At 64.0% G+C, this 24,482-nt stretch carries 23 protein-coding genes; 11 read left to right on the top strand and 12 right to left on the bottom strand.

Going from position 1 to position 24,482, the window contains the following annotated elements:
- Positions 1–178: 178 nt before the first annotated feature.
- From DQG18_RS03170 to DQG18_RS03150, 5 genes are all read right to left on the bottom strand, one after another.
- Positions 179–832: a DUF4167 domain-containing protein gene (locus DQG18_RS03170; RefSeq protein ID WP_116652746.1), complete on the bottom strand. Its 654-nt coding sequence runs from the start codon at positions 830–832 to the stop codon at positions 179–181.
- Positions 833–1,176: 344 nt separating this feature from the next.
- The gene (gene prmC / locus DQG18_RS03165) at positions 1,177–2,034 is read right to left on the bottom strand and encodes a peptide chain release factor N(5)-glutamine methyltransferase (RefSeq protein WP_116652745.1); all 858 of its coding nucleotides are present in this window, start codon (positions 2,032–2,034) and stop codon (positions 1,177–1,179) included.
- 178 nt (positions 2,035–2,212) lie between these two features.
- On the bottom strand, positions 2,213–3,289 hold the full coding sequence (gene prfA, locus DQG18_RS03160) for a peptide chain release factor 1 (protein WP_116652744.1): 1,077 nt from the start codon (positions 3,287–3,289) through the stop codon (positions 2,213–2,215).
- Positions 3,290–3,313: 24 nt separating this feature from the next.
- A complete protein-coding gene (gene ptsP, locus DQG18_RS03155; protein WP_116652743.1) occupies positions 3,314–5,578 on the bottom strand; it encodes a phosphoenolpyruvate--protein phosphotransferase in 2,265 nt (754 codons plus the stop codon).
- Between the two features lie 32 nt (positions 5,579–5,610).
- Positions 5,611–6,864 (bottom strand): aspartate kinase, encoded by a 1,254-nt coding sequence (locus tag DQG18_RS03150; RefSeq protein WP_116652742.1) that lies wholly within the window; start codon positions 6,862–6,864, stop codon positions 5,611–5,613.
- 198 nt (positions 6,865–7,062) lie between these two features.
- On the opposite strand from DQG18_RS03150, the gene ubiG reads away from it, so the two are divergent.
- Positions 7,063–7,812: a bifunctional 2-polyprenyl-6-hydroxyphenol methylase/3-demethylubiquinol 3-O-methyltransferase UbiG gene (ubiG, locus tag DQG18_RS03145; protein WP_116652741.1), complete on the top strand. Its 750-nt coding sequence runs from the start codon at positions 7,063–7,065 to the stop codon at positions 7,810–7,812.
- Positions 7,813–7,935: 123 nt separating this feature from the next.
- On the opposite strand, the gene DQG18_RS03140 is transcribed toward ubiG, so the two are convergent.
- Together DQG18_RS03140 and secA are read right to left on the bottom strand one after the other, a co-directional pair.
- Complete coding sequence (locus DQG18_RS03140; protein ID WP_116652740.1) at positions 7,936–8,547, bottom strand: hypothetical protein; 612 nt, start codon at positions 8,545–8,547, stop codon at positions 7,936–7,938.
- Positions 8,548–8,945: 398 nt separating this feature from the next.
- Entirely contained in the window at positions 8,946–11,624 is a 2,679-nt protein-coding gene (gene secA, locus DQG18_RS03135; RefSeq protein WP_116652739.1) for a preprotein translocase subunit SecA, read from the bottom strand.
- Between the two features lie 226 nt (positions 11,625–11,850).
- On the opposite strand from secA, the gene DQG18_RS03130 reads away from it, so the two are divergent.
- The 3 genes from DQG18_RS03130 to DQG18_RS03120 all read left to right on the top strand — a co-directional run bounded on the left by DQG18_RS03130 (position 11,851) and on the right by DQG18_RS03120 (position 14,461).
- Entirely contained in the window at positions 11,851–12,729 is an 879-nt protein-coding gene (locus DQG18_RS03130) for a peptidylprolyl isomerase (RefSeq protein ID WP_157969977.1), read from the top strand.
- Positions 12,730–12,833: 104 nt separating this feature from the next.
- Positions 12,834–14,066, top strand: a complete 1,233-nt coding sequence (argJ, locus tag DQG18_RS03125) for a bifunctional glutamate N-acetyltransferase/amino-acid acetyltransferase ArgJ (RefSeq protein ID WP_116652737.1) — start codon at positions 12,834–12,836, stop codon at positions 14,064–14,066.
- Positions 14,063–14,461: a (deoxy)nucleoside triphosphate pyrophosphohydrolase gene (locus DQG18_RS03120; protein ID WP_116652736.1), complete on the top strand. Its 399-nt coding sequence runs from the start codon at positions 14,063–14,065 to the stop codon at positions 14,459–14,461. The genes argJ and DQG18_RS03120 overlap by 4 nt, the downstream gene beginning before the upstream one ends.
- Positions 14,462–14,633: 172 nt before the next feature.
- Here DQG18_RS03120 and DQG18_RS03115 read toward each other — a convergent pair whose 3' ends face one another.
- Entirely contained in the window at positions 14,634–15,473 is an 840-nt protein-coding gene (locus DQG18_RS03115) for a malonyl-ACP O-methyltransferase BioC (protein WP_116652735.1), read from the bottom strand.
- On the opposite strand from DQG18_RS03115, the gene DQG18_RS03110 reads away from it, so the two are divergent.
- Genes DQG18_RS03110 through DQG18_RS03095 form a run of 4 tightly spaced genes read left to right on the top strand, consistent with a single transcriptional unit; the run spans position 15,460 to position 17,869 of the window.
- The gene (locus tag DQG18_RS03110; protein WP_245958342.1) at positions 15,460–16,311 is read left to right on the top strand and encodes a ComF family protein; all 852 of its coding nucleotides are present in this window, start codon (positions 15,460–15,462) and stop codon (positions 16,309–16,311) included. The genes DQG18_RS03115 and DQG18_RS03110 overlap by 14 nt on opposite strands.
- Before the next feature lie 31 nt (positions 16,312–16,342).
- Positions 16,343–16,603, top strand: coding sequence for a glutaredoxin 3 (gene grxC / locus DQG18_RS03105; protein WP_116652733.1), 261 nt, complete (start codon positions 16,343–16,345; stop codon positions 16,601–16,603).
- A complete protein-coding gene (locus tag DQG18_RS03100; RefSeq protein ID WP_116652732.1) occupies positions 16,600–17,433 on the top strand; it encodes a carbon-nitrogen hydrolase family protein in 834 nt (277 codons plus the stop codon). Before grxC ends, DQG18_RS03100 begins: the two co-directional genes overlap by 4 nt.
- A 13-nt stretch (positions 17,434–17,446) precedes the next feature.
- Positions 17,447–17,869: a DUF1178 family protein gene (locus DQG18_RS03095; protein WP_116652731.1), complete on the top strand. Its 423-nt coding sequence runs from the start codon at positions 17,447–17,449 to the stop codon at positions 17,867–17,869.
- Positions 17,870–18,079: 210 nt separating this feature from the next.
- Here DQG18_RS03095 and DQG18_RS03090 read toward each other — a convergent pair whose 3' ends face one another.
- The 4 genes from DQG18_RS03090 to DQG18_RS16450 form a co-directional block, all read right to left on the bottom strand.
- Entirely contained in the window at positions 18,080–19,090 is a 1,011-nt protein-coding gene (locus tag DQG18_RS03090; RefSeq protein WP_116652730.1) for a L,D-transpeptidase family protein, read from the bottom strand.
- 133 nt (positions 19,091–19,223) lie between these two features.
- On the bottom strand, positions 19,224–20,183 hold the full coding sequence (locus DQG18_RS03085) for an acetyl-CoA carboxylase carboxyltransferase subunit alpha (RefSeq protein ID WP_116652729.1): 960 nt from the start codon (positions 20,181–20,183) through the stop codon (positions 19,224–19,226).
- Positions 20,184–20,297: 114 nt separating this feature from the next.
- Positions 20,298–21,200, bottom strand: coding sequence for a site-specific tyrosine recombinase XerD (locus DQG18_RS03080; RefSeq protein WP_281270375.1), 903 nt, complete (start codon positions 21,198–21,200; stop codon positions 20,298–20,300).
- A complete protein-coding gene (locus DQG18_RS16450) occupies positions 21,197–21,349 on the bottom strand; it encodes a histidine kinase (RefSeq protein WP_245958341.1) in 153 nt (50 codons plus the stop codon). Before DQG18_RS16450 ends, DQG18_RS03080 begins: the two co-directional genes overlap by 4 nt.
- Before the next feature lie 91 nt (positions 21,350–21,440).
- On the opposite strand from DQG18_RS16450, the gene DQG18_RS03075 reads away from it, so the two are divergent.
- From DQG18_RS03075 to DQG18_RS03065, 3 genes are read left to right on the top strand one after another with little or no spacing between them, the layout of a single operon-like run.
- Complete coding sequence (locus tag DQG18_RS03075; protein ID WP_245958340.1) at positions 21,441–22,082, top strand: shikimate kinase; 642 nt, start codon at positions 21,441–21,443, stop codon at positions 22,080–22,082.
- The gene (gene aroB, locus DQG18_RS03070; RefSeq protein ID WP_116652727.1) at positions 22,066–23,184 is read left to right on the top strand and encodes a 3-dehydroquinate synthase; all 1,119 of its coding nucleotides are present in this window, start codon (positions 22,066–22,068) and stop codon (positions 23,182–23,184) included. Before DQG18_RS03075 ends, aroB begins: the two co-directional genes overlap by 17 nt.
- The gene (locus DQG18_RS03065; RefSeq protein WP_116652726.1) at positions 23,181–24,458 is read left to right on the top strand and encodes an HlyC/CorC family transporter; all 1,278 of its coding nucleotides are present in this window, start codon (positions 23,181–23,183) and stop codon (positions 24,456–24,458) included. The genes aroB and DQG18_RS03065 overlap by 4 nt, the downstream gene beginning before the upstream one ends.
- Positions 24,459–24,482 lie beyond the last annotated feature (24 nt).

Raw genomic sequence — 24,482 nt, 5'->3', positions numbered from 1 at the left:
GGGCCGGACGCAACCGCCCGGCCCGAATTGATCTTGCTTGCAACCAGAACCATCCATTCCCCACGATCGCTGTCCCGGCGGAAGCCGGGATCCATTTCCATGCAACAGCCACAAGGCGTGTGGCATGGACTCCGGCTTTCGCCGGAGAAGCGAGGGGTCGGCAGGTAAACGCGCGGCTCTATTCCGCCGCCGCTTCCCGGCCCGCCGTCAGAAAGGCGGGCAATTCGGGCTGGGGCGCTTCGGCCGGGTCGGCGCCTTCGGCGGCGCGCGTCGTGCGGCGCGGACGCCGGGTGCGGCGCGGCTTTTCCTCGGCTTCGCCCGCGGCCTGCTCGGCCTCGGGCGCCGCCTCGCCGGTTTCGGCTTGGGCCTCGGTTTCGGCAGGCTCCTCACGGCGGACGCGGCGCTGGCGCGGCTGGCGGCGGGTTTCGCGCCCGCTTTCCGCCTCGTCATTTTCTGGTGCTGCCTGCTGGGGCGCCTCGCTGGCCTCCCCATTGGCGGCCTGGACCTCGCTCTCGTCCTCGTCACTCTCGTTGCCGGTTTCGGCGAACTGGTCCTGGCGCGGCTGATACTGGGCCTGCGCGGCAAGGATGATGCGGAAATAATGTTCGGCGTGCTGGAGATAGTTCTCCGCCATCACCGAATCGCCCGATGCGGTCGCGTCGCGCGCGAGCTGGACGTATTTTTCGGCGACATGGGCGGCATTGCCGCGGATTTTCACATCCGGACCGTTGCTCTCGTAATTGCGCGACAAGGGATTGCCGCCACCGCCGCGCCGCTGATTGCTGTTCCGGCCGCGCGAACGCTGCTTGTTGTTCTGCTGGTTTGGTCTCATCTGCTCGCTTCAACACACTTCGTGAAGGAATGCACTAACTTCAAAGGGTCCCCGATTGCATCCGGCCACCGGGCCGGACCATCGAGATCACGCGACAACGGGCCTTTTCGAAAGGCCGCACGCGCCGACATTCTGGAGTCCCCAAAAAGGCTGAAGCCCGGCCACTCCCGTCATCGTCCAGAACCCGCGTTGCATAACAATCCGCTCATGCGGCAGTTTGAACGACATAGATGTTCGGGTGGGGGCCATCGAGGCGTACGAAACACCTCATCAGCGGGAGCAACCTAACCTCATCGCCCCGATATTCCAAGAAGAATATTCCCAATCCCCCAAAATGCCGCACATCACGGTAAACCCGGCAACGCGGCCACCACCATTCTATCGTGTCCCGCAAGGTCCTTTTCAACCCCCACGCCGGATAAACCTGCATCTTCAAGCAAGCGTGAAACCCTCGCGCCCTGATCGAAACCGATCTCGACCGCCAGCACGCCGCCGGGATCGAGATGATCTGCCGCCCCCGCCGCGATCGCCCGATAGGGCTCCAATCCGTCCTGCCCGCCATCGAGCGCCAGCCCCGGATCATATAGCGCAACTTCGGGCGCAAGCTCCTTGACCGTATCGCTCGCGATATAGGGGGGATTGGCCACGATAAGATCGAAGCGCCCCTCGACCGGAGCAAACCAGCTTCCCTCCAGCGCCGCGAACCGGTTGTCCAGCCCCAACACCACGGCATTTTCCCGCGCCTGCGCCAGCGCCCGCACCGAAAGATCGACCCCCACCCCTTTTGCGTCAGGAAGATTTGCAAGCAGCGACAGCACGATGCACCCGGTGCCCGTACCCAGATCGAGGATGGTCGCTCCCTGGCGCCCCTTGAGCCGGGCGATACCGAAATCGACCAGCATTTCGGTCTCCGGGCGCGGGATGAGGGTGGCTTCGTTGAGAGAGAAATCGAGCCCGTAAAACTCCTGCCGCCCTACGATGCGGGCCACGGGCTCGCGAGCGAGTCGGCGGGCAACGAGCGCTTCATAGGCGGCGATATCCGCATCGCCCACCGGCTCGGCCTCCGATGCGATCAGTTGCGTACGGTCGAGCCCGAGGCCATGCGCCAGCAACACGCGCGCATCGAGCGCAGCGGTTTCGATTCCCACACTCGCGAGTTGGTCCCGCGCGGATCGCCAGAGCTGGCCGCGGGTCAGAGACATCGCTTGCCCTCACCCCTCGAAAGGCAGGCCATTTCGGCCTTCGCCGAATCCCCCCTCCCAGCCTCCCCCACAAGGGAGGAGGCGCTGGCCCTGCGCGTTTGGAAGCTACCAAGCAAAGGAAACACCCTCCCCTTGATGGGGAGGGCTGGGGAGGGGTGAAGCCACACGCCCCGATGCCTCACCCATTGCCCTCCATCGCCGCCAGCTGCGCCGCCTGGTTCTCGGTGATCAGCGCATCGATGATCTCGCCCAGCCCGTCCCCGGCCATCACCTGCGGAAGCTTGTAGAGAGTGAGGTTGATCCGGTGGTCGGTCACCCGCCCTTGCGGGAAATTATAGGTCCTGATGCGTTCGGAGCGGTCGCCGGAGCCCACCTGGCTCTTGCGGCTCTCGGCGCGTTCGGACGACGCTTTCTGGAGTTGTTCGTCATAGAGCCGGGCGCGCAGCACCTTCATGGCGTTGGCCCGGTTCTGGTGCTGGGATTTTTCCGCCGAGGTGACGACGATCCCCGAGGGGATATGGGTGATGCGCACCGCCGAATCGGTGGTGTTGACATGCTGCCCGCCCGCGCCCGAGGCGCGCATGGTGTCGATCCGGATGTCTTCGGGGCGGATATCGATATCGATGTCCTCGACTTCGGGAAGCACCGCGACCGTTGCCGCCGAGGTATGGATGCGGCCCGAACCTTCGGTATCGGGCACGCGCTGCACGCGGTGCACCCCGGATTCGTATTTGAGCTTGGCGAACACCCCCGCTCCCGAGATCGAAGCGACGATTTCCTTGTAGCCCCCCGCATCCCCGTCCGAGGTTTCCATGACGGTCACCCGCCAGCCCTCGTTTTCCGCGTAGCGCTGGTACATGCGGAAAAGATCGCCCGCGAAAAGCGCCGCCTCGTCGCCCCCCGTGCCGGCGCGCACCTCAAGGATTGCGCTTTTCTCGTCCGCCGCGTCCTTGGGCAAAAGCAGGATGCGGATATCCTGGGCCAGCGTTTCGAGGGTTTCTTCCAGCTCCCCGATCTCCGCCTCGGCAAGCTCGGCCATTTCGGCATCGCCCGATCCTGCCAACTCCCGCGCGCCCTCGAGGTCCGATAGGGCACCCTTATAGGCCCTGATCTTTTCGACCATCGGCGAAAGCTCGGAATATTCCTTGGAGAGCCTGACATAATTGTCCGGGTCGGGATTGGCCGACATGGCATGCTCGATCGAATCGAAGCGGCGTTCCAGGGCATCCAGCTTGTCGTGGGGCAATTGCGCCATCGGAAATTCCAGCAAAAATAAAAACTAAAGCGAAAGCCCCTGGCGCTCCGCCAGTTCGGCCAGAAGGTCGCGCGGCGTATCCTCGCACGCGCCATCATCGAGCAATTCGGCCATCGCCGCGCGCACCGGCGCGAGGTCCAGCCCCAGGATCATTTCCTTGATCGGACCCACCGAGGAGGCGCCCATCGAAAGCCGGTCCATGCCGATGGCCAATAGCGCCAGCGCCTCTACCGGCCGCCCGGCAAGCTCTCCGCACATGGTCAGGGGCTTGCCATGGTCCCGCGCTGCATCGACGATCATCTTGAGCGCCCTGAGGCGCGGGCGCGCAATGGGGTCGTAATTGGCCGCAACGCGCGGATTGGCGCGGTCGGTGGCCGTCAGGAACATGATGAGGTCGTTCGACCCGATGGAGACGAAATCGGTCTCGGGCAGCAGCCGATCGAGCTCGAAAAGCAGCGAAGGCACCTCGATCATCGCGCCGATCTCCAGCCTTTCGAGGGTGGGGAACCCCAGCCTGGGCAGCTTGTCGTGCTCTTTGAGGATGAACCGCTTGACCTTCAGGAATTCGACCGTCTCGGTGACCATGGGCACGAGAATCTTGAGCGTCCCACCCCGCGCCGCCTGCAAGAGCGCGCGCACCTGTGTCCTCAAAAGCGCCGGGCGGTCGAGCGCCAGCCTCAAACTCCGCCAGCCCATGGCCGGGTTTTCCTCGGCCATCGAGCGCATATAAGGCACCACCTTGTCCCCGCCGATATCGAGCAGGCGGAAGACGATGGACTTGTCGCCCACCTGCCGCATGGCTTCGGTATAGAGCTCGACCTGATCGGAAACGCGCGGCATTTTCGATGCGATCATGAACTGGAGTTCGGTGCGGAACAGCCCGATTCCCTCGGCACCGGACTCTTCGAGGGTGCCCATGTCGGCCAAAAGCCCCGAATTCTGCAACAGCGTGATCTCGATGCCGTCGCGGGTGACCGGGCGCTTGTCCTTGAGCGCGGCGTAATGGGCCCGGCGCTTGGCCGAAAGCCGTACCTTTTCGACATAGGCCGCCTCGACATCGGGCGAGGGCCGCAGATGCACCGCGCCCGTGAAGCCGTCGACGATGATGTCGTCGCCGTCCTCGCTCATCGAGACGACGCTTTCAGCCTGCCCCACCGCCACCAGCCCCACCGAGCGCGCGACGATCGCCACATGCGCGGTCGCCGCCCCGTCCTCGAGCACCACGGCGCGCAGTTTCGTGCGGTCGTATTCGAGCAGTTCGGCCGGGCCCATATTGCGCGCGACCAGCACCGCGTTTTCGGGGAGTTTCTTGCCCGCGCCCGCGCCATTGCCGGTCAGGATGCGCAGCAGCCTGTTGGCCAGATCGTCGAGATCGTGCAGACGGTCGCGGATATAGGGGTCCGTCTGGCGCAGCATGCGCGCCCGGGTGTCGTTCTGTACCCGCTCGACCGCCGCTTCCGCCGTCAGCCCGGAATCGATGGCTTCCTCGAGCCGGCGCACCCAGCCCCGGTCATGGGCGAAAAGCCGGTAGCTCTCGAGGATCTCGCGATGATCGGAGGGGATCTGCATGTCCCCCGAATTGAGCATGTCGTCGATCGAGACGCGCATGGTCCTTAACGCATCCTCGAGCCGGACCTTTTCGGCATCGGTGTCGTCGGCGACGAAATTGGTCACTTCGACGCGCGGATCGTGCAGGACAACCTCACCCAGCGCGATGCCTTCGGAAAAGCCCACCCCCCTGAACATACGCGTGCGCCTGACGTCGATGTCCGAGCCGGGCTTGACCAGCGAATCGAAATCCGAAGTGGAGATCATCTCGGCGAGCAGCGTTGCCGTGGTCAGGAGCGCTTCGGTTTCGTCCTCGCCATAGGCGCGCCGCTCCTGATTCTGGACGACCAGCACCCCCAGCGTCTGCCCGGCCCGCAGGACCGGCACGCCGAGAAACGAGAAATAGGGATCTTCCCCGGTTTCGGGGCGATAGGCAAAGGAAGGGTGCTCGGGCGCGTTCTGGAGTGAGAGCGGCTCGGCTTCCGCCGCGATCAGCCCCACGAGCCCCTCGCCCAGCCTGAGGGTCGTGACGTGCACCGCCTCGCGCTTGAGGCCGTGGGTCGCAAACAGTTCGAGCGCGCCATCGTCGCGCAGGACATAGAACGAGCACACATCGGCGCGCATGTTGGCGGCGATGAGATCGACGATCTTGTCGAGCCGTTCCTGGCTGGCCAGCGGCTCGGCCATGGTCTCGCGCAACTGACGTAACAGAACGCGCGGACCGCCAATTGCTGTAACCATTGCTCTTCCCCGCGGGACGGCCGCCCGCTTTCTTACGCCTTGTCCAGACCGTAATAGGTATGGAGGGCGCGGACTGCAAGCTCGGCATACTCCTCGTCGATCAGGACCGACGTCTTGATTTCCGAGGTGGTGATCAACTGGATGTTGATCCCTTTTTCCGCCAGCGCCTTGAACATGGAGGCCGCAACGCCGGCATGGGAACGCATGCCGACCCCGACCACCGAAATCTTGGCGCCGCCCTTGGACCCTGAAATCGATTCATATTCGATCTCGGGGGTATTTTTAAGGACGCCCATCGCCTTGTCGAATTCGCTGTCGGGAACCGTAAACGTGATGTCGGTGATCTGCCCGTCATCGGAAATGTTCTGGACGATCATGTCGACGACGATCCGCGCATCGGCCAGGGGCCCGAAGACCGAGGCGGCGATGCCCGGCTTGTCCTTGACCTTGCGCAGGGTGATCTTGGCTTCGGCCCGCGCCAGGGTGACGCCCGAAACGATCTGCTTTTCCATGATCTCATCCTCATCGCACACAAGCGTGCCCGCCTGACCCCATTCGCTGCCCGGCGCGTTGCCGGCCTCGGGGTCCTCGAAACTCGAACGCACGACCAGCCGCACGCCCTGCGCCATGGCCAGTTCCACCGAGCGGGTCTGCAAAACCTTGGCGCCCAGCGAGGCCATTTCGAGCATTTCCTCGAACGCCACCCGCTCGAGCCGCCCCGCCCGGGGGGCGATGCGCGGATCGGTGGTATAGACCCCGTCCACATCGGTATAGATATCGCACCGGTCGGCCTTGACGGCGGCCGCGATCGCCACCGCGCTCGTATCGGACCCCCCGCGCCCCAGCGTCGTGATCCGGTCGCGCTCGGAAATCCCCTGAAAGCCGGTGATGACCGGTACCCAGCCCGAGGACAGCCGTTCGTTGAGATTTGCCGGATCGATGTCCATGATCCGTGCCGATCCGTGGCTGTCGTCGGTCCTGACCGGCACCTGCCAGCCCGCATAGGAGCGCGACTGGACGCCCATCGACGAGAGCACGATGGCCATCAGCCCCGCCGTCACCTGCTCGCCCGAGGCGACCACCGCATCATATTCGCGCGCATCATGGATCTTGGAGGCTTCCGTGCACCAGCCCACGAGTTCATTGGTCTTGCCCGACATGGCCGAAACGACCACCGCCACCTCGTGGCCGGCATCCACCTCGCGCTTGACGTGCCGTGCCGCCTGCCGGATGCGCTCGACATCGGCAACCGAGGTGCCGCCAAACTTCATCACAATACGCGCCATGCTCAAGAAGTCCCGTTGAACCGGATTTGCCGGTGAGGTCGGCCCGGTCGCGTTCAATCGTTTCGCGGCGGTGAGTGCCACAAAGCCGGTGGCCTTGCAATATGCTTGAGGGTGCTGCGACCCTGCCGCGCTTGACTCGAGGCAGGCGAGCGGCCACCTGTTGACGCGGCGACACACATCAGGGCGGGACCCCGAACCATGGCGGACACCACGATCAATCCCGACGAGATCGGCAAATTCCACAAGATGGCCGAGGAGTGGTGGGACCCCAGCGGCAAGTTCAGGCCGCTGCACAAATTCAATCCCGTCCGCCTTGCCTATATCCGCGAAAAAGCCATCGCCCATTTTGCCCGCGACGAGAAATCATTGAGGCCCTTCGAGGGTCTGTCCATCCTCGACATCGGCTGCGGGGGCGGGCTTTTGTGCGAGCCCATGGCGCGGCTGGGGGCTGACGTCGTCGGCGCCGATGCGGGCGAAAAGAACATCGCGGTCGCCAAAATCCACGCCGGGCAGTCCGGGCTCGAGATCGACTACCGCGCCACCACAGCCGAAGCGCTGGCCGCAGCGGGCGAGCAGTTCGATATCGTGCTCAACATGGAAGTTGTCGAACACGTGGCCGATGTCCCGCTTTATCTTCAAAGCTGCGCCGCCCTCGTCAAGCCGGGCGGGCTGATGTTCCTTGCCACCATAAACCGCACCGCGCGCGCCTTTGCGTTGGCGATCGTTGGCGCCGAATACGTGCTGGGCTGGCTGCCCAAAGGCACCCACCAATACGAAAAATTTCTGACCCCCGACGAGATCATCTCGATCACGCGGCGGCACGGGCTGGAAAAGATCGACGAAACCGGCGTTACGTTCAATCCGCTGAAAAACGAGTGGGGCCCGAGCCAGGACATGGCGGTAAACTATATGCTGCTGTTTGCCAAGGCTGAAGCAACGACAGTGTAAGGCGTGGCAAGGCGGAGAGGGGGCAATGAGCCTTGCTTGTAATGAACGCACCGGATGGCCGGCCTGCCTTGCCGCGACACCGGCGGTTGCCTGTGTATGAATCAAACGGGAATGGGGCGGGTATCAGCCCTTTTCGGCCAGTTCGTCGGCAACGAACAGGTCGTCCCACAGGCCCGTTTCAAAGAGCGGCGTCTGGTTGAGCGCTTCAAGGGCTCTTTCGCGCTCAAGCGCGATGCGGATCTGCGCCTCTTTTACGGCCTCTTTTTCTGCGACCGACGCGGCCTGCCGGTCCTTTGCTTTTTTTGGTTCGCCCTCAACGAGCCCGAAGCGCGGATCGGAGCGTGATGGGGCCGCGCCGGGCTGGCCGGGCGCCTCCGATTTTTGTTCCGATGCGATGACCGTGGCGAGGAACTTTGCCGTGCCGCGCAAGGCATCGGTCGGCACAGCCCGCCCGGTGGCGGGCCTTGCATCCTCTGGGGGCGGCAGGGGGTTGGCCAGCCGGGCCTTGATGCGCTGGGCGACGCGCTTGTAGCTTTCCTGCGCGGCAAGCGCGGCCCGCTCGCGCTCGCGGCGGTCGAGCTGGGCGCCGGTGTTCTCATCGGATGGCTGGATGGCGGCGGAACCGGTCTGCTGGGCAAGACTGGCGCGCTGGCCGGCCGCAACGAGCGCCATGCGATCGCTGACGCGCGAGGCGATCCAGTCCGCAGCACTGATGGTAACCTGACCAATCGTCATATTGTGCCTCCTTTAAAGCACAATAATCACATCCCTCTGCCCGGCGCGGGGGCATGCCCTGCCACTGCCGAACCGCAGGGGTATAGCGCCTGCCTTAGTCAAACGGGAGAATATCACACACCAGCTTGAACCGGCGATTAGCGGGATGGGGGCAATTTAAGAAAAATTGTATTGGGGGTTAACGGGGGGTTAAGCCTGCCGGTCGGTCCGGCGAGGGAGGTGGCTGGCATCGCTGCCCCCCTCACCCCCAACCCCTCTCCCACGAGGGGAGAGGGGGGCTCAAAAACCGAAACATCCGCAGGATTACCCTTCTCCCCTCGTGGGAGAAGGTGGGCTTTCGCGCTAGCGAAAGGTCGGATGAGGGAGCCAGCGATGCTGCAGACCGGATCAGAATGCGCTCAATACGCCCCGTGGCAGTGCTTGAACTTTTTCCCCGAGCCGCAGGGACAGGGATCGTTGCGGCGGGTGCGGGCCATTTGCTCGGCGGAGAGCTGGCCCTGCGGCGCGGCGGATTCGGCGACTTCGTTCTCACCGGTCCGAGGGTCGATATGGGTGGCCTGCAACTGGGAGGAATCGGGCGCCTGGGGCTCGGGCGGGCGCGTCTGGATCTCGAAATGGCTCATCTGCGTCGTCACCAGTTCGCGCAGATTGGTGAGCAACTGGGCAAAGAGCTCGAAGGCTTCCTGCTTGTATTCGTTGAGCGGATCGCGCTGGGCAAGCCCGCGCCAGCCCACAACCTTGGAGAGATGATCGAGGGTGATGAGGTGCTCGCGCCACAGCCCGTCGATCGACTGCAACAGGATCGAACGCTCGATCTGGCGCATGGTCTCGACCCCGATGCGGGCGGTCTTGGCGGCGGCAAATTCGTCGGCCAGCCGGGTCAGCCGTTCGCGCAGGACCTCGACGTCCATGCCTTCTTCCTCGACCCATTCGGCGAGCGTGGGAGTGAGCCCCAGATAGGTCTTGAGCGCGGCACCAAGCTGCTCGATTTCCCATTGCTCGGGATAGGACCGGTCGGGACAGGATTTGGCGATCACCGAATCCACCACGTCGTGGCGCATGTCGGCGATGGTGTCGGTGACGGTTTCGGCATCCATCAGTTCAAGACGCTGCTCGAAGATCACCTTGCGCTGATCGTTCATCACGTCGTCATATTTGAGGATGTTCTTGCGGATATCGAAGTTGTGCGCCTCGACGCGGGTCTGGGCGCGCTCGATGGCCTTGGTGACGAGGCCGTCCTGGATGGATTCGCCGTCCTTCAAGCCCAGCGAGGTCAGGATCTTTTCCATGCGCTCGGGGAAAAAGCGGCGCATCAGATCGTCCTGAAGCGAGACGAAGAACTGCGAGTGCCCGGGGTCGCCCTGGCGGCCCGAGCGGCCGCGAAGCTGGTTATCGATGCGGCGGCTTTCGTGGCGCTCGGTGCCGATGACCATCAGCCCGCCCGCTTCGAGCGCTTCGGCCTTGAGTTCGGCGATCTCGGCCTTGATCTTTTCGATCTTCTTTTCCCGCGCCTCGCCTTCGAGCCCTTCGGTCTCGGCGGCGACGCGCATATCGAGATTGCCGCCGAGCTGGATATCGGTGCCGCGGCCCGCCATGTTGGTGGCGATGGTCACGGCGCCCGGCACGCCGGCAAGCCCGATGATCTGGGCTTCCTGCTCGTGGTGGCGGGCGTTGAGGATCTGGATGTTCTTGACCCCCTTTTTCTTCAGGTGCTCGGCGAGCATTTCGGAGCGCTCGATCGAGGTCGTACCCACAAGCACCGGCTGGCGGCGATTACGGCAATCGGCCACGAGATCGGTGATGGCGTCGAACTTTTCATCGATGGTGCGGTAGATCGCATCGTTCTCATCGACGCGGGCGATGGGGAGGTTGGTGGGGATGGTCACGACATCGAGGCCGTAGATGTCGGCAAATTCGGCCGCTTCGGTATCGGCGGTGCCGGTCATGCCCGCCAGCTTGCCGTAGAGACGGAAATAGTTCTGGAAGGTGATCGAGGCCAGCGTCTGGTTCTCGGGCTGGATCTTGGCGTTCTCCTTGGCTTCGAGTGCCTGGTGCAAGCCTTCCGAATAGCGCCTGCCGGGCATCATGCGCCCGGTGAACTCGTCGATGATCACCACCTCGTCATTGCGCACGATATAGTCCTTGTCGCGGGTGAAGATCTTGTGCGCCTTCAACGCCGAATTGAGATGGTGGACGACCGAGACGTTGTCGATGTCGTAAAGCGAGCCGGACTTGATAAGCCCATCGCGCGACAACAGTTCCTCGAGCTTTTCGATGCCCTCGTCGGTAAAGCTCGCGGCGCGGTGCTTTTCGTCGATGGTATAATCCTGCTCGTCGAGCAGGGGTATGTATTTGTCGATTGCCGTATAAAGCTCGGACCGGTCCTGGGAGGGGCCGGAAATGATGAGCGGGGTGCGCGCCTCGTCGATCAGGATGGAGTCCACCTCGTCGACGATGGCGTAGTTGTGCCCGCGCTGGACCATCTGGCTTCGCGAATATTTCATGTTGTCGCGCAGATAGTCGAAGCCGAACTCGTTGTTGGTGCCATAGGTGATGTCGGCGTCGTAAGCCGTCTTGCGCTCGACGTCGCTGAGCCCGTGGACGATATTGCCCACCTCGAGCCCCAGAAAGCGGTATATGGTGCCCATCCAGTCAGCGTCGCGGCGGGCCAGATAGTCGTTGACGGTGACCACATGAACGCCCTTGCCCGATAGGGCGTTGAGATAGGCGGCGAGCGTTGCCACCAGCGTCTTGCCCTCGCCGGTGCGCATCTCGGTGATGGCGCGCTCGTTGAGCACCATGCCGCCGATGAGCTGGACGTCGAAATGGCGCATACCCAGCGTGCGCTTGGACGCTTCGCGCACGGTGGCGAAAGCGGGAACGATCAGGTCTTCGAGCTTTTTACCGTTGGCCACTTCGGCCTTGAACTGGACGGTACGGGCGGCGAGTTCCTCGTCGGTGAGCTTTTCAAGCTCGGGTTCCAGAGCGTTTATCGCATCGACGAGGGGCTGGTATTTCCGGATGCGCCGGTCATTGGCCGAACCGAAAAACTTTCGCGCAAGCGCAGCAAGAGCCATGGCCTGATTGTCCTTTGGACCTGTTCTGGTTTCACGCCCCTTGAAGGAAGCACTTCCCGGCACGCAAAAGGAGAAAATGCGGCAGTCGTCGGGCGCGGGCCACAAGAGGCGCGGGAATTCGCGTCCGGGACATGTAAGAGTGCCGGATAGGGTTGTCAACGCTGGCAAAATCAGCCAAACCAGCCCGCGTTGGGGGACCGGAAGGTCTAAGGAGAAGGTTTTCATCATGTCATTTTCATTGGCCGCACGGCTCAGTGCGGCGGTTCGCGGATTTGCGGTCCCGCTGGTCCTAGTTGCCGGCCTTGGCGTCGCGCCCGCGATTGCGCAGGACGAAACCTCGCCCGACACGGTCGTTGCGACGGTCGGCGGCGAGCCCATCACCGAAGCCGATCTCATGTTCGCCGCCGAGGATCTGGCCGCCGAATTGCAGTCGATCCCGCCGACCGAGCACCGCGCCTTTTTGTTGACGGTAATGATCGACATGAAGGTGATGGCCAATGCCGCCCGCGAGGCGGAACTGGACCAGAGCGATATTTTCGCGCGCCGGCTCGACTATCTCGAGGAACGCTCGCTGCGCCGCGCCTTTTTCGCAGAGGTGGTCGAGGCGGGGGTGACCGACGAGGCGGTCGAGGCGGCCTATGAGGAGATGGTGGCCGGGTTCGAGGCGCAGCCCGAGGTGCGCGCGCGCCACATCCTCGTGCCGACCCTCGAGGAAGCCCAGTTGATCCGCGCCGAGATCGAGGGCGGAAAGTCCTTCGAGGACGCCGCTACCGAATACGGCACGGACGGCACCCGCGCCACCGGCGGGGATCTGGGTTATTTTTCCAGCGGCATGATGGTCGCGCCTTTCGAGGAAGCCGCCTTTGCGCTCGAAACGGGCCAATTGTCCGAGCCGGTCGAAAGCCAGTTCGGCTGGCACCTCATCAAGCTCGAAGACCGGCGCGTGACCACGGCTCCGACGCTCGACCAGGTGCGCCAGCAGGTGGCCCAGCAGGTGCTCTACGACAATTTCTCGCGCATCGTAGGCGATCTCAAGGCGGAAACCGAGATCGACATTCCCGACGCCGATCTGGCCGAAGCGGTCGAGGCGCAGGGCGGACTTTAAGCCCCTGCCTTGAGCAATTTGGCGCAAGGGGCGGTCCCCCTTGCGCCGGTTCCCGGTTTGAGGCACATCGGACGCCAGTTGAAGGCTTTCCGAAAGCAACAAAAATGGCCCATCCGGTCTCCCCCCTCGCGCCCAGATCCTTTCCCGACCTTGCCCCCGTCCCAGGTGTTCGCTTTGCGACCGCCGAGGCGGGGATACGCTACAAGGGGCGCACAGACGTGCTGCTGGCCGTGTTCGATGCCGGTACGGCGGTAGCGGGCGTCCTGACGCGTTCGCTTTGCCCTTCGGCGGCGGTCGACTGGTGCCGCGCCAATCTTCCAGGCGGCGAGGCGCGGGCGCTGGTGGTCAATTCGGGCAATGCCAACGCCTTTACGGGAACCAGAGGCCGAGAAGCCGTGCGCCTGACCGCCGAAATCGCGGCGCGGGCCGTGGGCTGCGCGGAAAACGAGGTGTTCCTTGCCTCGACCGGGGTGATCGGGGAGCCGCTGGATGCGGGAAAGTTCGAGGGCGTGCTCGATAAGCTCGCGGGGGAGTTGGCCGATGCACCGTGGATGGAGCCTGCAAAGGCGATCATGACCACCGATACGTTTCCCAAGCTCGCGGGGAAAACGGTGGCGATCGACGGCGTGGATATAACCATCGCGGGGATCGCCAAGGGCTCGGGGATGATCGCGCCCGACATGGCGACGATGCTCAGTTTCGTCTTTACCGACCTGCCCATCGCCGCCCCGGTCCTGCAGGCGCTCCTGGCGCGCCATACCCAAACGAGCTTTAACGCCATCACGGTCGATAGCGACACCTCGACCTCCGATACGCTGCTCGCTTTTGCCACGGGCAAGGCAGACATCGCGCCCATAACCTCGCTCGATGACCCGCGCGCCGAAATCTTCGGGGACGTGCTTCAGGCGGTGCTTTTCGATCTTGCCATGCAGGTGGTGCGGGACGGGGAAGGGGCGACCAAGTTCGTCACCGTCAACGTCACCGGCGCGGTGAGCGACGAGAGCGCCGGACGCATCGCCCGGGCGGTCGCCGATTCCCCCCTGGTCAAGACCGCGATCGCGGGGGAGGACGCGAACTGGGGGCGGATCGTGATGGCGGTGGGCAAGGCGGGCGAGCCCGCCGACCGCGACCTGTTGCAGATCGCCTTCGGCGACATCGTCGTGGCGCGGCAGGGCGAGCGGGCACCCGACTATTCCGAGAACGCCGCCAGCGCCTACATGAAGGGCGAGGAACTTGAGATCACCGCCGATATCGGGCTGGGGGGCGGCAAGGCCACGGTCTATACCTGCGATCTCACCCATGGCTATATCGACATCAACGGAAGCTATCGCTCGTGAAGATCGTCCTCGTCGTCGCCTGTGCGCTGGTCGACACCGACCGGCGCGTCCTGATCGCCCAGCGCCCCGAGGGCAAGCAGCTTGCCGGGCTGTGGGAATTTCCCGGCGGCAAGGTCGATCCGGGCGAGACGCCGGAAGCCGCGCTGATCCGCGAACTGTCCGAGGAGCTTGGCGTCGAAACGAAAGAGGCGTGTCTTGCGCCGCTGACCTTTGCCAGCCATGCCTACGAGGATTTCCACCTCCTGATGCCGCTTTATGTGTGCCGGAAATGGCAGGGCACGCCCGTGAGCCATGAGCACACCGCGCTCAAATGGGTGCGGCCGCAGAAATTGCGCGAGTACCCGATGCCGCCCGCCGACGAGCCGCTGATCGCGCCATTGTGCGATCTGCTTTGAGGAAAGTTTATCCGTTGAAAAGATTGATCTGGAGCTTGCGGTGGAGACCGCTCTGGACCCCGGTAATGAATACCGGGGTGACATTGTGTTTGGGATGGATTTAGGGCGCCTAACAGAACCAGAGATGGCCACGATGGGGCCACAAACGATTACCCATAAGGAGTGCCGGAGACTATCCCCTGCCCCCCAGCACATCCTTCAGACTCGCCTTGGCCGAACCGGGTTGCAGCGGCTTTTGCTGGCTTTCGTGAGGCGCCCAGCCCGAGAGCCAGAGGATTTCGAGGGTGGCGCGGGCGCGGCCATCGGGAGCGGAGAATTTTTCGGCGTAAATCTCTGCTGCGCGCATCAGGCGGCGAGGCGAGGTAAGGCGCGGGTCGCGGGCGGCCAAGGGGTTGGTGGCGCCCAGCTTGTGGAGGTCGTTCATCAGGGCGAGCGGGTCGGCATAGAGCACGTCATGGGTATCGACATCGGTGACCGGCAGGCCGAACCCGGCGCGCTGGAGAAGGTTCCCCGCGTCGCGCACATCGATCATGGGGGCAACGCGCGGCACGACCCCGCCGCTCATTTCCACGTCCGCCGCAAGCCAGGCATCGCGCAATTCAGTCAGCGAGCGGCCCCCGATGGCGGCAGCCATCATCAGCCCGTCGGGTGCAAGATGGCGGCGGAGCGCTTCGAGATATGAGGGAACGTTGTTGACCGCCTGAAGGTCGAGGACCGAGGCGATGAGCTGGTAGTCGCTGGCGGGAAGCTCGAGGTTTTCGGCGTCGACCGTTTCGGGCCCGGCAAGGGTTGCGAATGTCTCGAATGTGAACCTCCCATTGGCCGTCGCGCCCCGATCCGGCAGCAGCGTGGCGTCGGGGCCGAGGATGGCGGCCTTTTCGACATCGCGAGTGATGAGACTCAGGCGCTCGTGGAATTCATCGAGCACATGACGGGTGACCCAGTCATCGGCGGATGCGCGCCGGGTGAGCCGGCGGGCGAGGAGGGGGCGGTCGAAAATGGTGGGTGCCATCGAGGCTGGTCCGGCAGCGGGTTGCGGGTTAGGCTGTGCCCTTATGGAGAGCGAAGCCGGGCTTGTCAAAACACCGATTGGCCGGAGGGCCCTCGAAGGCGCGCGCGGGTTGGGCCGCCTCGTGCTCGATGGGCTCTTCCCGCCCGTCTGTCTTGCCTGCGCCCGCGCGGTGGGGACGCCGGACGGGCTGTGCCCGACCTGCTGGGGAAAGCTCGTGCCGATCAGCGCACCGCTCTGCCCGATTCTGGGATTGCCGTTCGAGACCGATATGGGCGCGGGCGCGGTTTCGCCCAAGGCGATCGCCGTTCCGCCCGCCTTTGACCGGGCGCGCTCGGCGGTGACCTATAACGAGGTGGCGCGGGCCATCATTGCCAAGCTCAAATATGGCGACCGGCCCGAACTGGCGCTGTTCTGCGCGCGGATGATGGCGGGTGCGGGTCATCAGATACTGGGCGAGGGCGCGGTACTCGTGCCGGTGCCGCTGCACCGGCGGCGGCAGTTTTCGCGGCGCTACAACCAGGCGGGGGAACTGGCGCGGGCGCTGGGCAGGGTTGCAAACCTGCCACTCGACACCGACATGATCGAAAGGCATCGCCCCACACGCCAGCAGGTCGGGCTCACCGCCCGGCAACGGGCCGGCAATGTCGATGGCGCGTTCCGGCTCAGGCCCGGCGCCGAACGCCGGCTGGCCGGTCGGCGGGTCGTCCTCGTCGACGATGTGCTGACCACCGGCGCAACGGTCGAGGCCATTGCACGGATGCTCAGGCGCAAGGGCGCCGGCGCCATCGATGTGATGACCTTTGCCCGCGTTGTGTTCGATGCCGATATGACAGTATAGCTAGTTTGTAACCGGAGCCTTTTTTACCCCCATGCCAAAGGTCGAGATCTATACGACGCCCACCTGCCCCTACTGCCACGCGGCCAAGGCGCTGCTGGACGAAAAGGGCGTACCGTACGAAGAAATCAGCGTTCTGGAACCTGAATTGCGCGCCGCGATGGTGCAGCGCGCGCATGGCCGCCGCACGGTGCCGCAGATCTTTGTCGGCGCGACCCATATCGGGGGGTATGACGACATGGCGGCGCTCGACCGGCGGGGCAAGCTCGATCCCCTGCTGGGCCAAGAGGCATGAGCGTTTCCGTTCGGGTCGCCCTCGCGCAGATGCGCACGGGGATCGAGCCTGCGCATAGCCTCGATACGATCGAGAAAATGGCGCTCGATGCCCGGGCCGGTGGCGCAAGCTATGTGCTGACACCGGAGATGAGCGTCTGTTTCGCCGAGAGCCGCGATATGCTTCGTGAGCGTACCGGGGGCTGGGAGGGCAATGCCGATATTGCCCGGCTTTCCCGAATTGCACGGGCAGCGGGGCTGTGGTTGCATGTCGGCTCGCTCGCCATCGCGCTCGATGACCAAAAATTCGCCAACCGCTCGGTGCTGTTCGCGCCCGATGGCGCGATCAGGGCGACATACGACAAGATACATCTGTTCGATGCTGACATTCCCGGGCTTAACGCTTACCGCGAAAGCGCGACCTACCGGGACGGCGAACGGGCGGTCGTTGCCGATACGGGCGATTTCCGGCTGGGTTTTTCGATCTGCTACGACATGCGGTTTGCATCCCTTTACCGGACGCTGGCGCAGGGCGGGGCGCAGGTGATCGCTGTCCCTGCGGCCTTTACGGTTCCGACGGGCGCGGCCCATTGGAACGTGCTCCTGCGGGCACGAGCCATCGAAACGGGATGCTTCATCCTTGCCGCGGCGCAAGGGGGCGCCCACGAGAATGGGCGGGCGACCTATGGTCATTCGCTGGTGGTCGCGCCCTGGGGCGAGGTGATCGCCTCGGCGGAAGACGATGCCGAAAAGCTCATCTTCGCCGACCTTGACCTTGACGCGGTGGACGTGGCGCGGCAAAGGGTGCCCGCCCTGTCGAACGGGCGGGATTTCACGCTCGAGACTTTATAGGGATTGAAGACACGTGATCCAGTATACGCTCAATTGCGAGGCCGGGCACCGGTTCGACGCATGGTTCAGGAACGCCGAGGCGTTCGACGAACAGTCGGCGCGCGGGATTCTGACCTGCCCCGTGTGCAATTCGCAAAAAATTGAAAAGGCGCTGATGGCGCCTGCCGTTGCAACGAAAAAGGAAACCGTCTCGCTTTCGACCGGCCACCCCGAGCACGCCAAATTCATCGCCGCGATGCGCGAGATCAAGCACCAGATGACGGCGAATGCCGATTACGTGGGCGACAAATTCGCCGAGGAAGCGCGCAAGATCCATTACGAGGAAGCCGAAGCGCGCGGCATCTACGGTGAGGCGACCGGGGACGAGGTCGCCGGTCTCGCCGAAGAGGGCATTACCTTCATGCCGCTGCCCAACCTGCCCGACGAGCAGAATTAGAGCAGATCAGTGTTTGACGGAAACGTCGAAGTTCCCGCGATTGCGGCGGGTTCGGTCCGGACCCCGGCAATGAATCCAGGGGGGACAAGCGGGAACGGGGCAGGTATCGGCCAAAATCACCGATGTCATTTCCGGGACTCGTTCCTGGAATCCGGCGCGATTCAACCCCAACCGCCGTGGCAGGCCGTTTCCATCAAGACCTGAAATGATCTAGGTGCCCGGCTCGGCCTCTGCCGTTTGCGTGCCGCCGCCGAAGGGAGAAAAGAGGGCGTTGAAGAACCCGTCGACCGCCTCGTTGATCGCCCGGCCGCGTTCGGCAGCTTCAACGGCGGCGCGCTCGCGCTGCTCGGCGGCGGCCACCCGCGCCTGTTCGGCGTTTGCCAGCCGGGTGATCTCGGTGGAAAGCGCCGTTGCGTCCGCATCCTGCTTTGCAAGGAACGCCGAAACGATGGTGGGATCGGCGCTCACCGCCGGACACGCCCCCGCCATCGAGCCCGCCGCATTGGCGGCGGTGGGCTGGTTGAACACGTAACGCCCGTTGCACACGTCCCAGCTCGGGGGATGATTGGCCACCTCGAAATAGTCGTGGCCTTCCTTGATGTTCTTCCAGAACTCGAGATGGGGGCTCGACTGATGTTTGGCGAGGTTCTGCGGCGTCATGCGGAAGGGAAAGATCTGCACCTCGAAAGACCGGTTCCCGCCCTTGAAGCTTTCGCGCGCCAGCGCGTAGATTTCCGCGATCTGGTCGTCTTCCATGGCATAGCACCCCGCCGACGAACACGCCCCGTGCACCATCAGATGGCTGCCGGTGCGCCCATAGGTGCGGTCGTATTTGTTGGGGAAGCCCAGATTGAAGGCGAGGTAATAGCTCGAATTGGGATTCAGCAGCGCCGGGGTGATCGTATAAAAGCCTTCGGGAGCCTGCCGGTCGCCTTCGCGCATCTTGGGACCCAATTCGCCCGACCAGGTGCAGATGTCGTAGGATTGAAAGAGCGCATAGGACCCGTCGCGCCGCTGCTTCCAGACCTCGAGCGTATCTTCTTCCTTGAAGATCCGCACCATCATCGCCGCTTCCGGCGTCGAGCCCATCATGGCCAGCCGCGATTTGGCCGCGCCCGACAGCGGCACGAGATGGCGCCCATCGCCCTCGAGCGGAGAGCATGCCGCCAACGTCACGACCACCAATAGGCTGGCCACAAGGCCCCACAGCTTGCCGATCATCTATGCCCTAGCCCTATACGCTGGATACAAACACGCTTCGTATCCGCTTACCCCCAGGAGGGTTAACGCCCGGTAAGACTTTTACACCCCGCCGATCACATTTCGCGCAATTTGCGCAAAATCCCACTCACTTTCAGGTGAGGCTGGACCCGATGGCAAGGAATTTCTCGCGCCGGTGCTCGCGGATTTCCAGCGGGCCGCGGCCATCGTCGAAATCGGCAAGGAAGGTTTTGATCGCGGCCCGCGTGTCGGCGATGACCTTTTCGGGGTGCCGGTGCGCGCCGCCCACGGGCTCCTCGATGATCCCGTCGATCACCCCGAGCGCCAGAAGGTCCTGCGCGGTAATCTTTTGGGCCGCCGCCATGTCCTGGGCGCGGCCTGCGTCCCTGAACAGGATCGAGGCGCCCGCCTCTGGCGAGATCACCGAATAGACGGCGTGCTCGAGCATCAGAACCCGGTTGGCCGTCGCAATGGCGATCGCCCCGCCCGAGCCGCCTTCCCCGATGATGACGGCGAGGTTGGGCACTCCGATTTCGAGGCACTTTTCCGTCGAGCGCGCGATCGCCTCGGCCTGGCCCCGCTCCTCGGCCCCGATCCCCGGATAGGCCCCGGCGGTATCGACGAACGAGATCACCGGCAGTCCGAACCGGTCGGCCATCTCCATGATGCGCACCGCCTTGCGGTAGCCCTCGGGCCGCGCCATGCCGAAATTGTGTTTCAGCCGGCTTTCGGTATCGTTGCCCTTTTCCTGGCCCATAATGGCGACGGGCACCCCGTCGATACGCCCGAACCCGGCCTGGATCGCGGGGTCCTCGGCAAATTTGCGGTCGCCCGCCAGCGGTGTCCACTCGCTGACCAGCGCGCGGATATAGTTGGAAAAATGCGGGCGCTGCGGGTGGCGCGCGACCTGCGTCTTCTGCCAGGGCGAAAGCCTTTTATAGACGTCGCGCAGCGCCTCTTCGGCGCGCTGCTGGAGCCGGACCACCTCGTCGCCGATGGAAACGGCCTCGTCGGTCTGGGCGAGGGATTTGAGCTCGGCGATCTTGCCCTCAAGCTCGGCAACCGGCTTTTCAAAGTCGAGATATGACTGCATTCACTCCGCCCGTTTTGGGCAACCTTCTCATGTTCAGCATACCCTGCCAAGGGCCGGGCGGCTTTGCGCTATGGTCTCAAAGTGGCGCGAAAGTGTCGATTGCCCGCTCCGATGTCAAGGACCCTCGCTCAAGGGATGGCTGGTTTCCAATAGCGCGCGCAGATGCTCGTCGAGCACATGGGTATAGATCTGCGTCGTCGAGATGTCGGAATGGCCCAGCAGCATCTGCACGACCCGCAGGTCGGCCCCGTTCTGGAGCAGATGGCTGGCAAAGGCATGGCGCAGGACGTGCGGGGAAACCTTGTCGGACGAAAGGCCCGCCCGCCCCGCCAGCTCCTTGAGGTCGCGGGCAAAGACCTGCCGGCTCAAATGGCCCTGGGCGCCCTTGGCCGGAAAAAGGTATTTCTGCTTTCCGGTTTCCTTCGCCCATTTCCTCACCGCATCGCGTGCCCGGTCGTTGAGCGGCACCACGCGTTCCCTGCCGCCCTTGCCGGATATGGTGAGATACCCCGCATCCCCGGTCACCGCCTTGCGTTCGAGCGCCACCAGTTCGGACACCCGCAAGCCGGTGGCATAGAGCAATTCGACCAGCACATAGAGCCGGACCGCCTTTTCCTCTCCGCTCGCCGCCTCCTTGTCGGCCAGCGCCAAAAGCCGGTCGACCTCATCGACGCTCATCACTTTTGGCAGGCCGCGCCGGGCCTTTGGGGTCGCAAGGATGCGCGTGGGGTCGTCCCCCTTGATGGCATCGGCAACGAGAAACCGGTGAAATTGCCGCACCGCGCTCAGCCGCCGCGCGACCGAGCTTGCCGCCAGCCCCTCGGCCTGGAGCCCCCCGATATAGGCGGCAACCTCGTCCTTTCCCGCCTCTGCAACACGCATTTTCTTGCGCGCGAGAAACCCCAGGTAATCGGCGAGGTCGCGCCCATAGGCCGCAATGGTATTGGCCGCCGCCCCGCGTTCGGCGCTCATCATTTCGAGAAACGCTTCGAGCAGATGCCCGTCCCGCCCGCTCACTGGGCCCCCGAGAGCAGGACCCGCGCCGGCACCCTGACCGTCACCTCGCGCTCGCGCGGCTCGACCATGGCCACGAGCGCATACATCGCCCCATAGACGAGGCCCACCAGGATCGCAGCGACAGTCAGGAGGCGGAAAAGGGTGGGCATCGGCAAACAACATTTATGGGAATAGGCAATTTTCCCAGATTTGCCCCCTGCCCGCAAGGCGCGCCTTGACATCCGGACAAGGGAAGGCTTGATGCGCGAACGAACACTGCAGGACCCCTTCGCGCCCATGGCCAGTGCGCCGGACCAGAGCTCCATTTCCCTCCCGGACAGCGACATCGTTGCGCGGCTGGCCGGGCGTCCGATCGTCATCGTGGGGATGATGGGCTCGGGCAAGACCACGGTGGGCCGCCGCCTTGCCGCCCGACTCGGGCTCGGTTTCGTCGACAGCGACGCCGAGATCGAGACCGCCGCCGCCATGTCGATCCCCGAAATCTTTGCCGCACGCGGCGAGGATGAATTCCGCGCCGGGGAGGCCCGCGTCATCGCCCGGCTCCTGCGCGAGCATCCCGGGGTCATCGCCACGGGGGGCGGCGCGTTCATGAGCGCGGAAACCCGCGAGGTGATCGGCAGGAGCGCGGTATCGGTCTGGCTCAAGGCCGATTTCGAGATCCTGTTCGCCCGCGTCTCCAAACGCTCCAACCGTCCCCTGCTCCATACCCCCGATCCGCGCGGGACGCTGCAAAGGCTGATCGAGGCGCGCTACCCCACCTACGCGCTCGCCGACATCACCGTCACCTCCAGCGACGTGCCCCACGAAATGGTGGTGGAACAGATCACAAGGGCCCTTTCGGCCCACCTTTCCAGCGAGATGAAAAATGCCGACGTCCGATAGCACCGCCAGCACCGTCCATGTGCCGCTGGGCGCGCGCGCCTACGACATCGTCATCGCCCCCGACGCCATCGACAAGGCGGGCGCGTTCCTCGACACCCTCTTTCCCGGCGCCCGCTTCGGCATCGTGACCGACGAAAACGTCGCCACCGCCCAACTGCCGCGGCTTGCCGCGAGCCTTGACGCCCACGGCCTCGACCATGCCCTCCTGACGCTGCCTGCGGGCGAAGCGACCAAGTCCTGGCCCCATCTCAAGGAAACGGTCGATTTCCTTTTGCGCGCGCGCCTCGAGCGCGGCGATATCCTCATTGCGCTGGGCGGCGGGGTGATCGGCGATCTGGCGGGATTTGCCGCCGCCATCGCCCGGCGCGGCATGGGCTTTGTCCAGATCCCCACATCGCTGCTCGCCCAGGTCGATTCCTCGGTCGGGGGCAAGACCGGCATCAATTCCGGGTTCGGGAAAAACCTCGTGGGCGCCTTCCACCAGCCCGGTCTCGTCCTGGCCGACCTTGCCGCCCTCGATACGCTGCCCCTGCGCCAGTTCCGCGCCGGCTATGCCGAGATCGCCAAATACGGGTTGATCGACAATGCGGCGTTCTTTTTCTGGCTCGAAGCCAACCACCGCGAGATCTTTTCAGGCGGCCCGGCCCGCGCCGAAGCCATCGCACGATCCTGCGCGGCCAAGGCGCGCGTCGTCGTCGAGGACGAGACCGAGCAGGGTGTCCGCGCGCTTTTGAACCTCGGGCACACCTTTGGCCATGCGCTCGAAAAGGCCACCGGGTTTTCCGGCCGGCTCCTGCATGGCGAGGGCGTCGCCATCGGCATGGCTCTCGCGCACAAATTCTCGGCGCGTCTGGGGCTGTGCCCCTCCCAGGACGCGGGCCGCGTCGAGGCGCATCTAAAGGCCGTGGGCCTGCCCACCGCGCTCTCCGACATTCCCGGCGAACGGCTTTCAACCGAGGTGCTGATGGACGCCATAGTCCAGGACAAGAAGGTCTCGCGCGGCAGCCTCACCTTCATCCTTACCCGGGGCATCGGGCAGTCCTTTATCGAAAAGAACATCGACCCCGCCGCCGTCAGCACCTTTCTTGAGGACATGCGATGATGGACACCCTCTTCTGGCTTTCGACTCTCGCCATATTCGCGCTTCTGGGTGTGAGTTTTTTCTTTTCCGGCTCGGAAACGGCCCTGACCGCCGCTTCGCGCGCGCGCATGCATCAGCTGGCGCGGAACGGGAACGCGCGCGCCGGTCTCGTGGAAAGGCTCACCGCCGAACGCGAGCGCCTGATCGGCGCGCTTCTGCTCGGCAACAACATTGTCAACATTCTCGCCTCGACGCTGGCCGCCAGCGTCTTGATCCGCATTTTCGGGGAAGCCGGCATCGCCTATGCCACCCTTGTGATGACCGCGCTGGTCGTGGTTTTCTCCGAGGTTCTGCCCAAAACGCTGGCGCTCATCCGGCCCGATGGTTTTGCCATGACCGTTTCACCCGCCGTACGGCTCGTGGTCGCGGTTTTCGCCCCCATCACCCGCATGATCCAGCTTCTCGTCAACCTGATCCTGAAGCTCTTCGGGTTCGATGCCGACAAGGCTTCGGCCATATCGGGCCATGAGGAATTGCGCGGCACCGTGGATTTCCTTCATTCCGAGGGGGAAGTGGTCAAGGGCGACCGCGACATGCTGGGCGGGGTACTCGATCTTTCCGAACTCGAGGTTTCCGACGTCATGGTCCACCGCACGCGCATGCTCGCGCTGGACGCCGCCATGCCGCCCGAGGAGTTGATCGGCGCCATTCTCGACAGCCCCTATACCCGCGTGCCGCTCTATAAGGACAAGCAGGATAATATCGTGGGCGTCGTCCACGCCAAGGATTTATTGCGCGCCATCCAGAAGGCCGATGGCGAGCTTGCAAGGGTCGCTCCCGCAAAGATCGCCTACAAACCCTGGTTCGTGCCCGACACCACCTCGGTTCAGGACCAGCTCAACGCGTTTCTGAAGCGCAAGAGCCATTTCGCGCTGGTCGTTGACGAATATGGCGAGGTGCAGGGCCTCGTCACTCTTGAGGATATTCTGGAAGAGATCGTCGGCGACATCGTCGATGAACACGATTCAGGGGTGCAGGGCCTTACCAAGCAGGCCGACGGCTCCTATATTGTCGACGGCACATTGCCGATCCGCGATCTCAACCGCGCGCTGGACTGGAGGCTACCCGACGAGGAGGCCACGACCATTGCCGGGCTCGTCATCCACGAAGCCAAGCTGATTCCCGAACAGGGCCAGCTCTTCACCTTCCACAATCTGAGGTTCAAGATCCTGCGTAGGGCGCACAACCGGATCACACGCCTGCGGGTTTCGCCGGTGGAAACGAAGGCGGGTTAGGGTGTTTTACGGAATCCTCAAGGC

It is taken from the genome of Pelagibacterium sediminicola, from assembly GCF_003390885.1.
GTDB classification, from domain to species: Bacteria; Pseudomonadota; Alphaproteobacteria; order Rhizobiales; family Devosiaceae; genus Pelagibacterium; species Pelagibacterium sediminicola.
The sequence above is the reverse complement of the archived record's forward strand: the minus strand, read 5'-3'. Positions and strand labels throughout refer to the sequence as shown.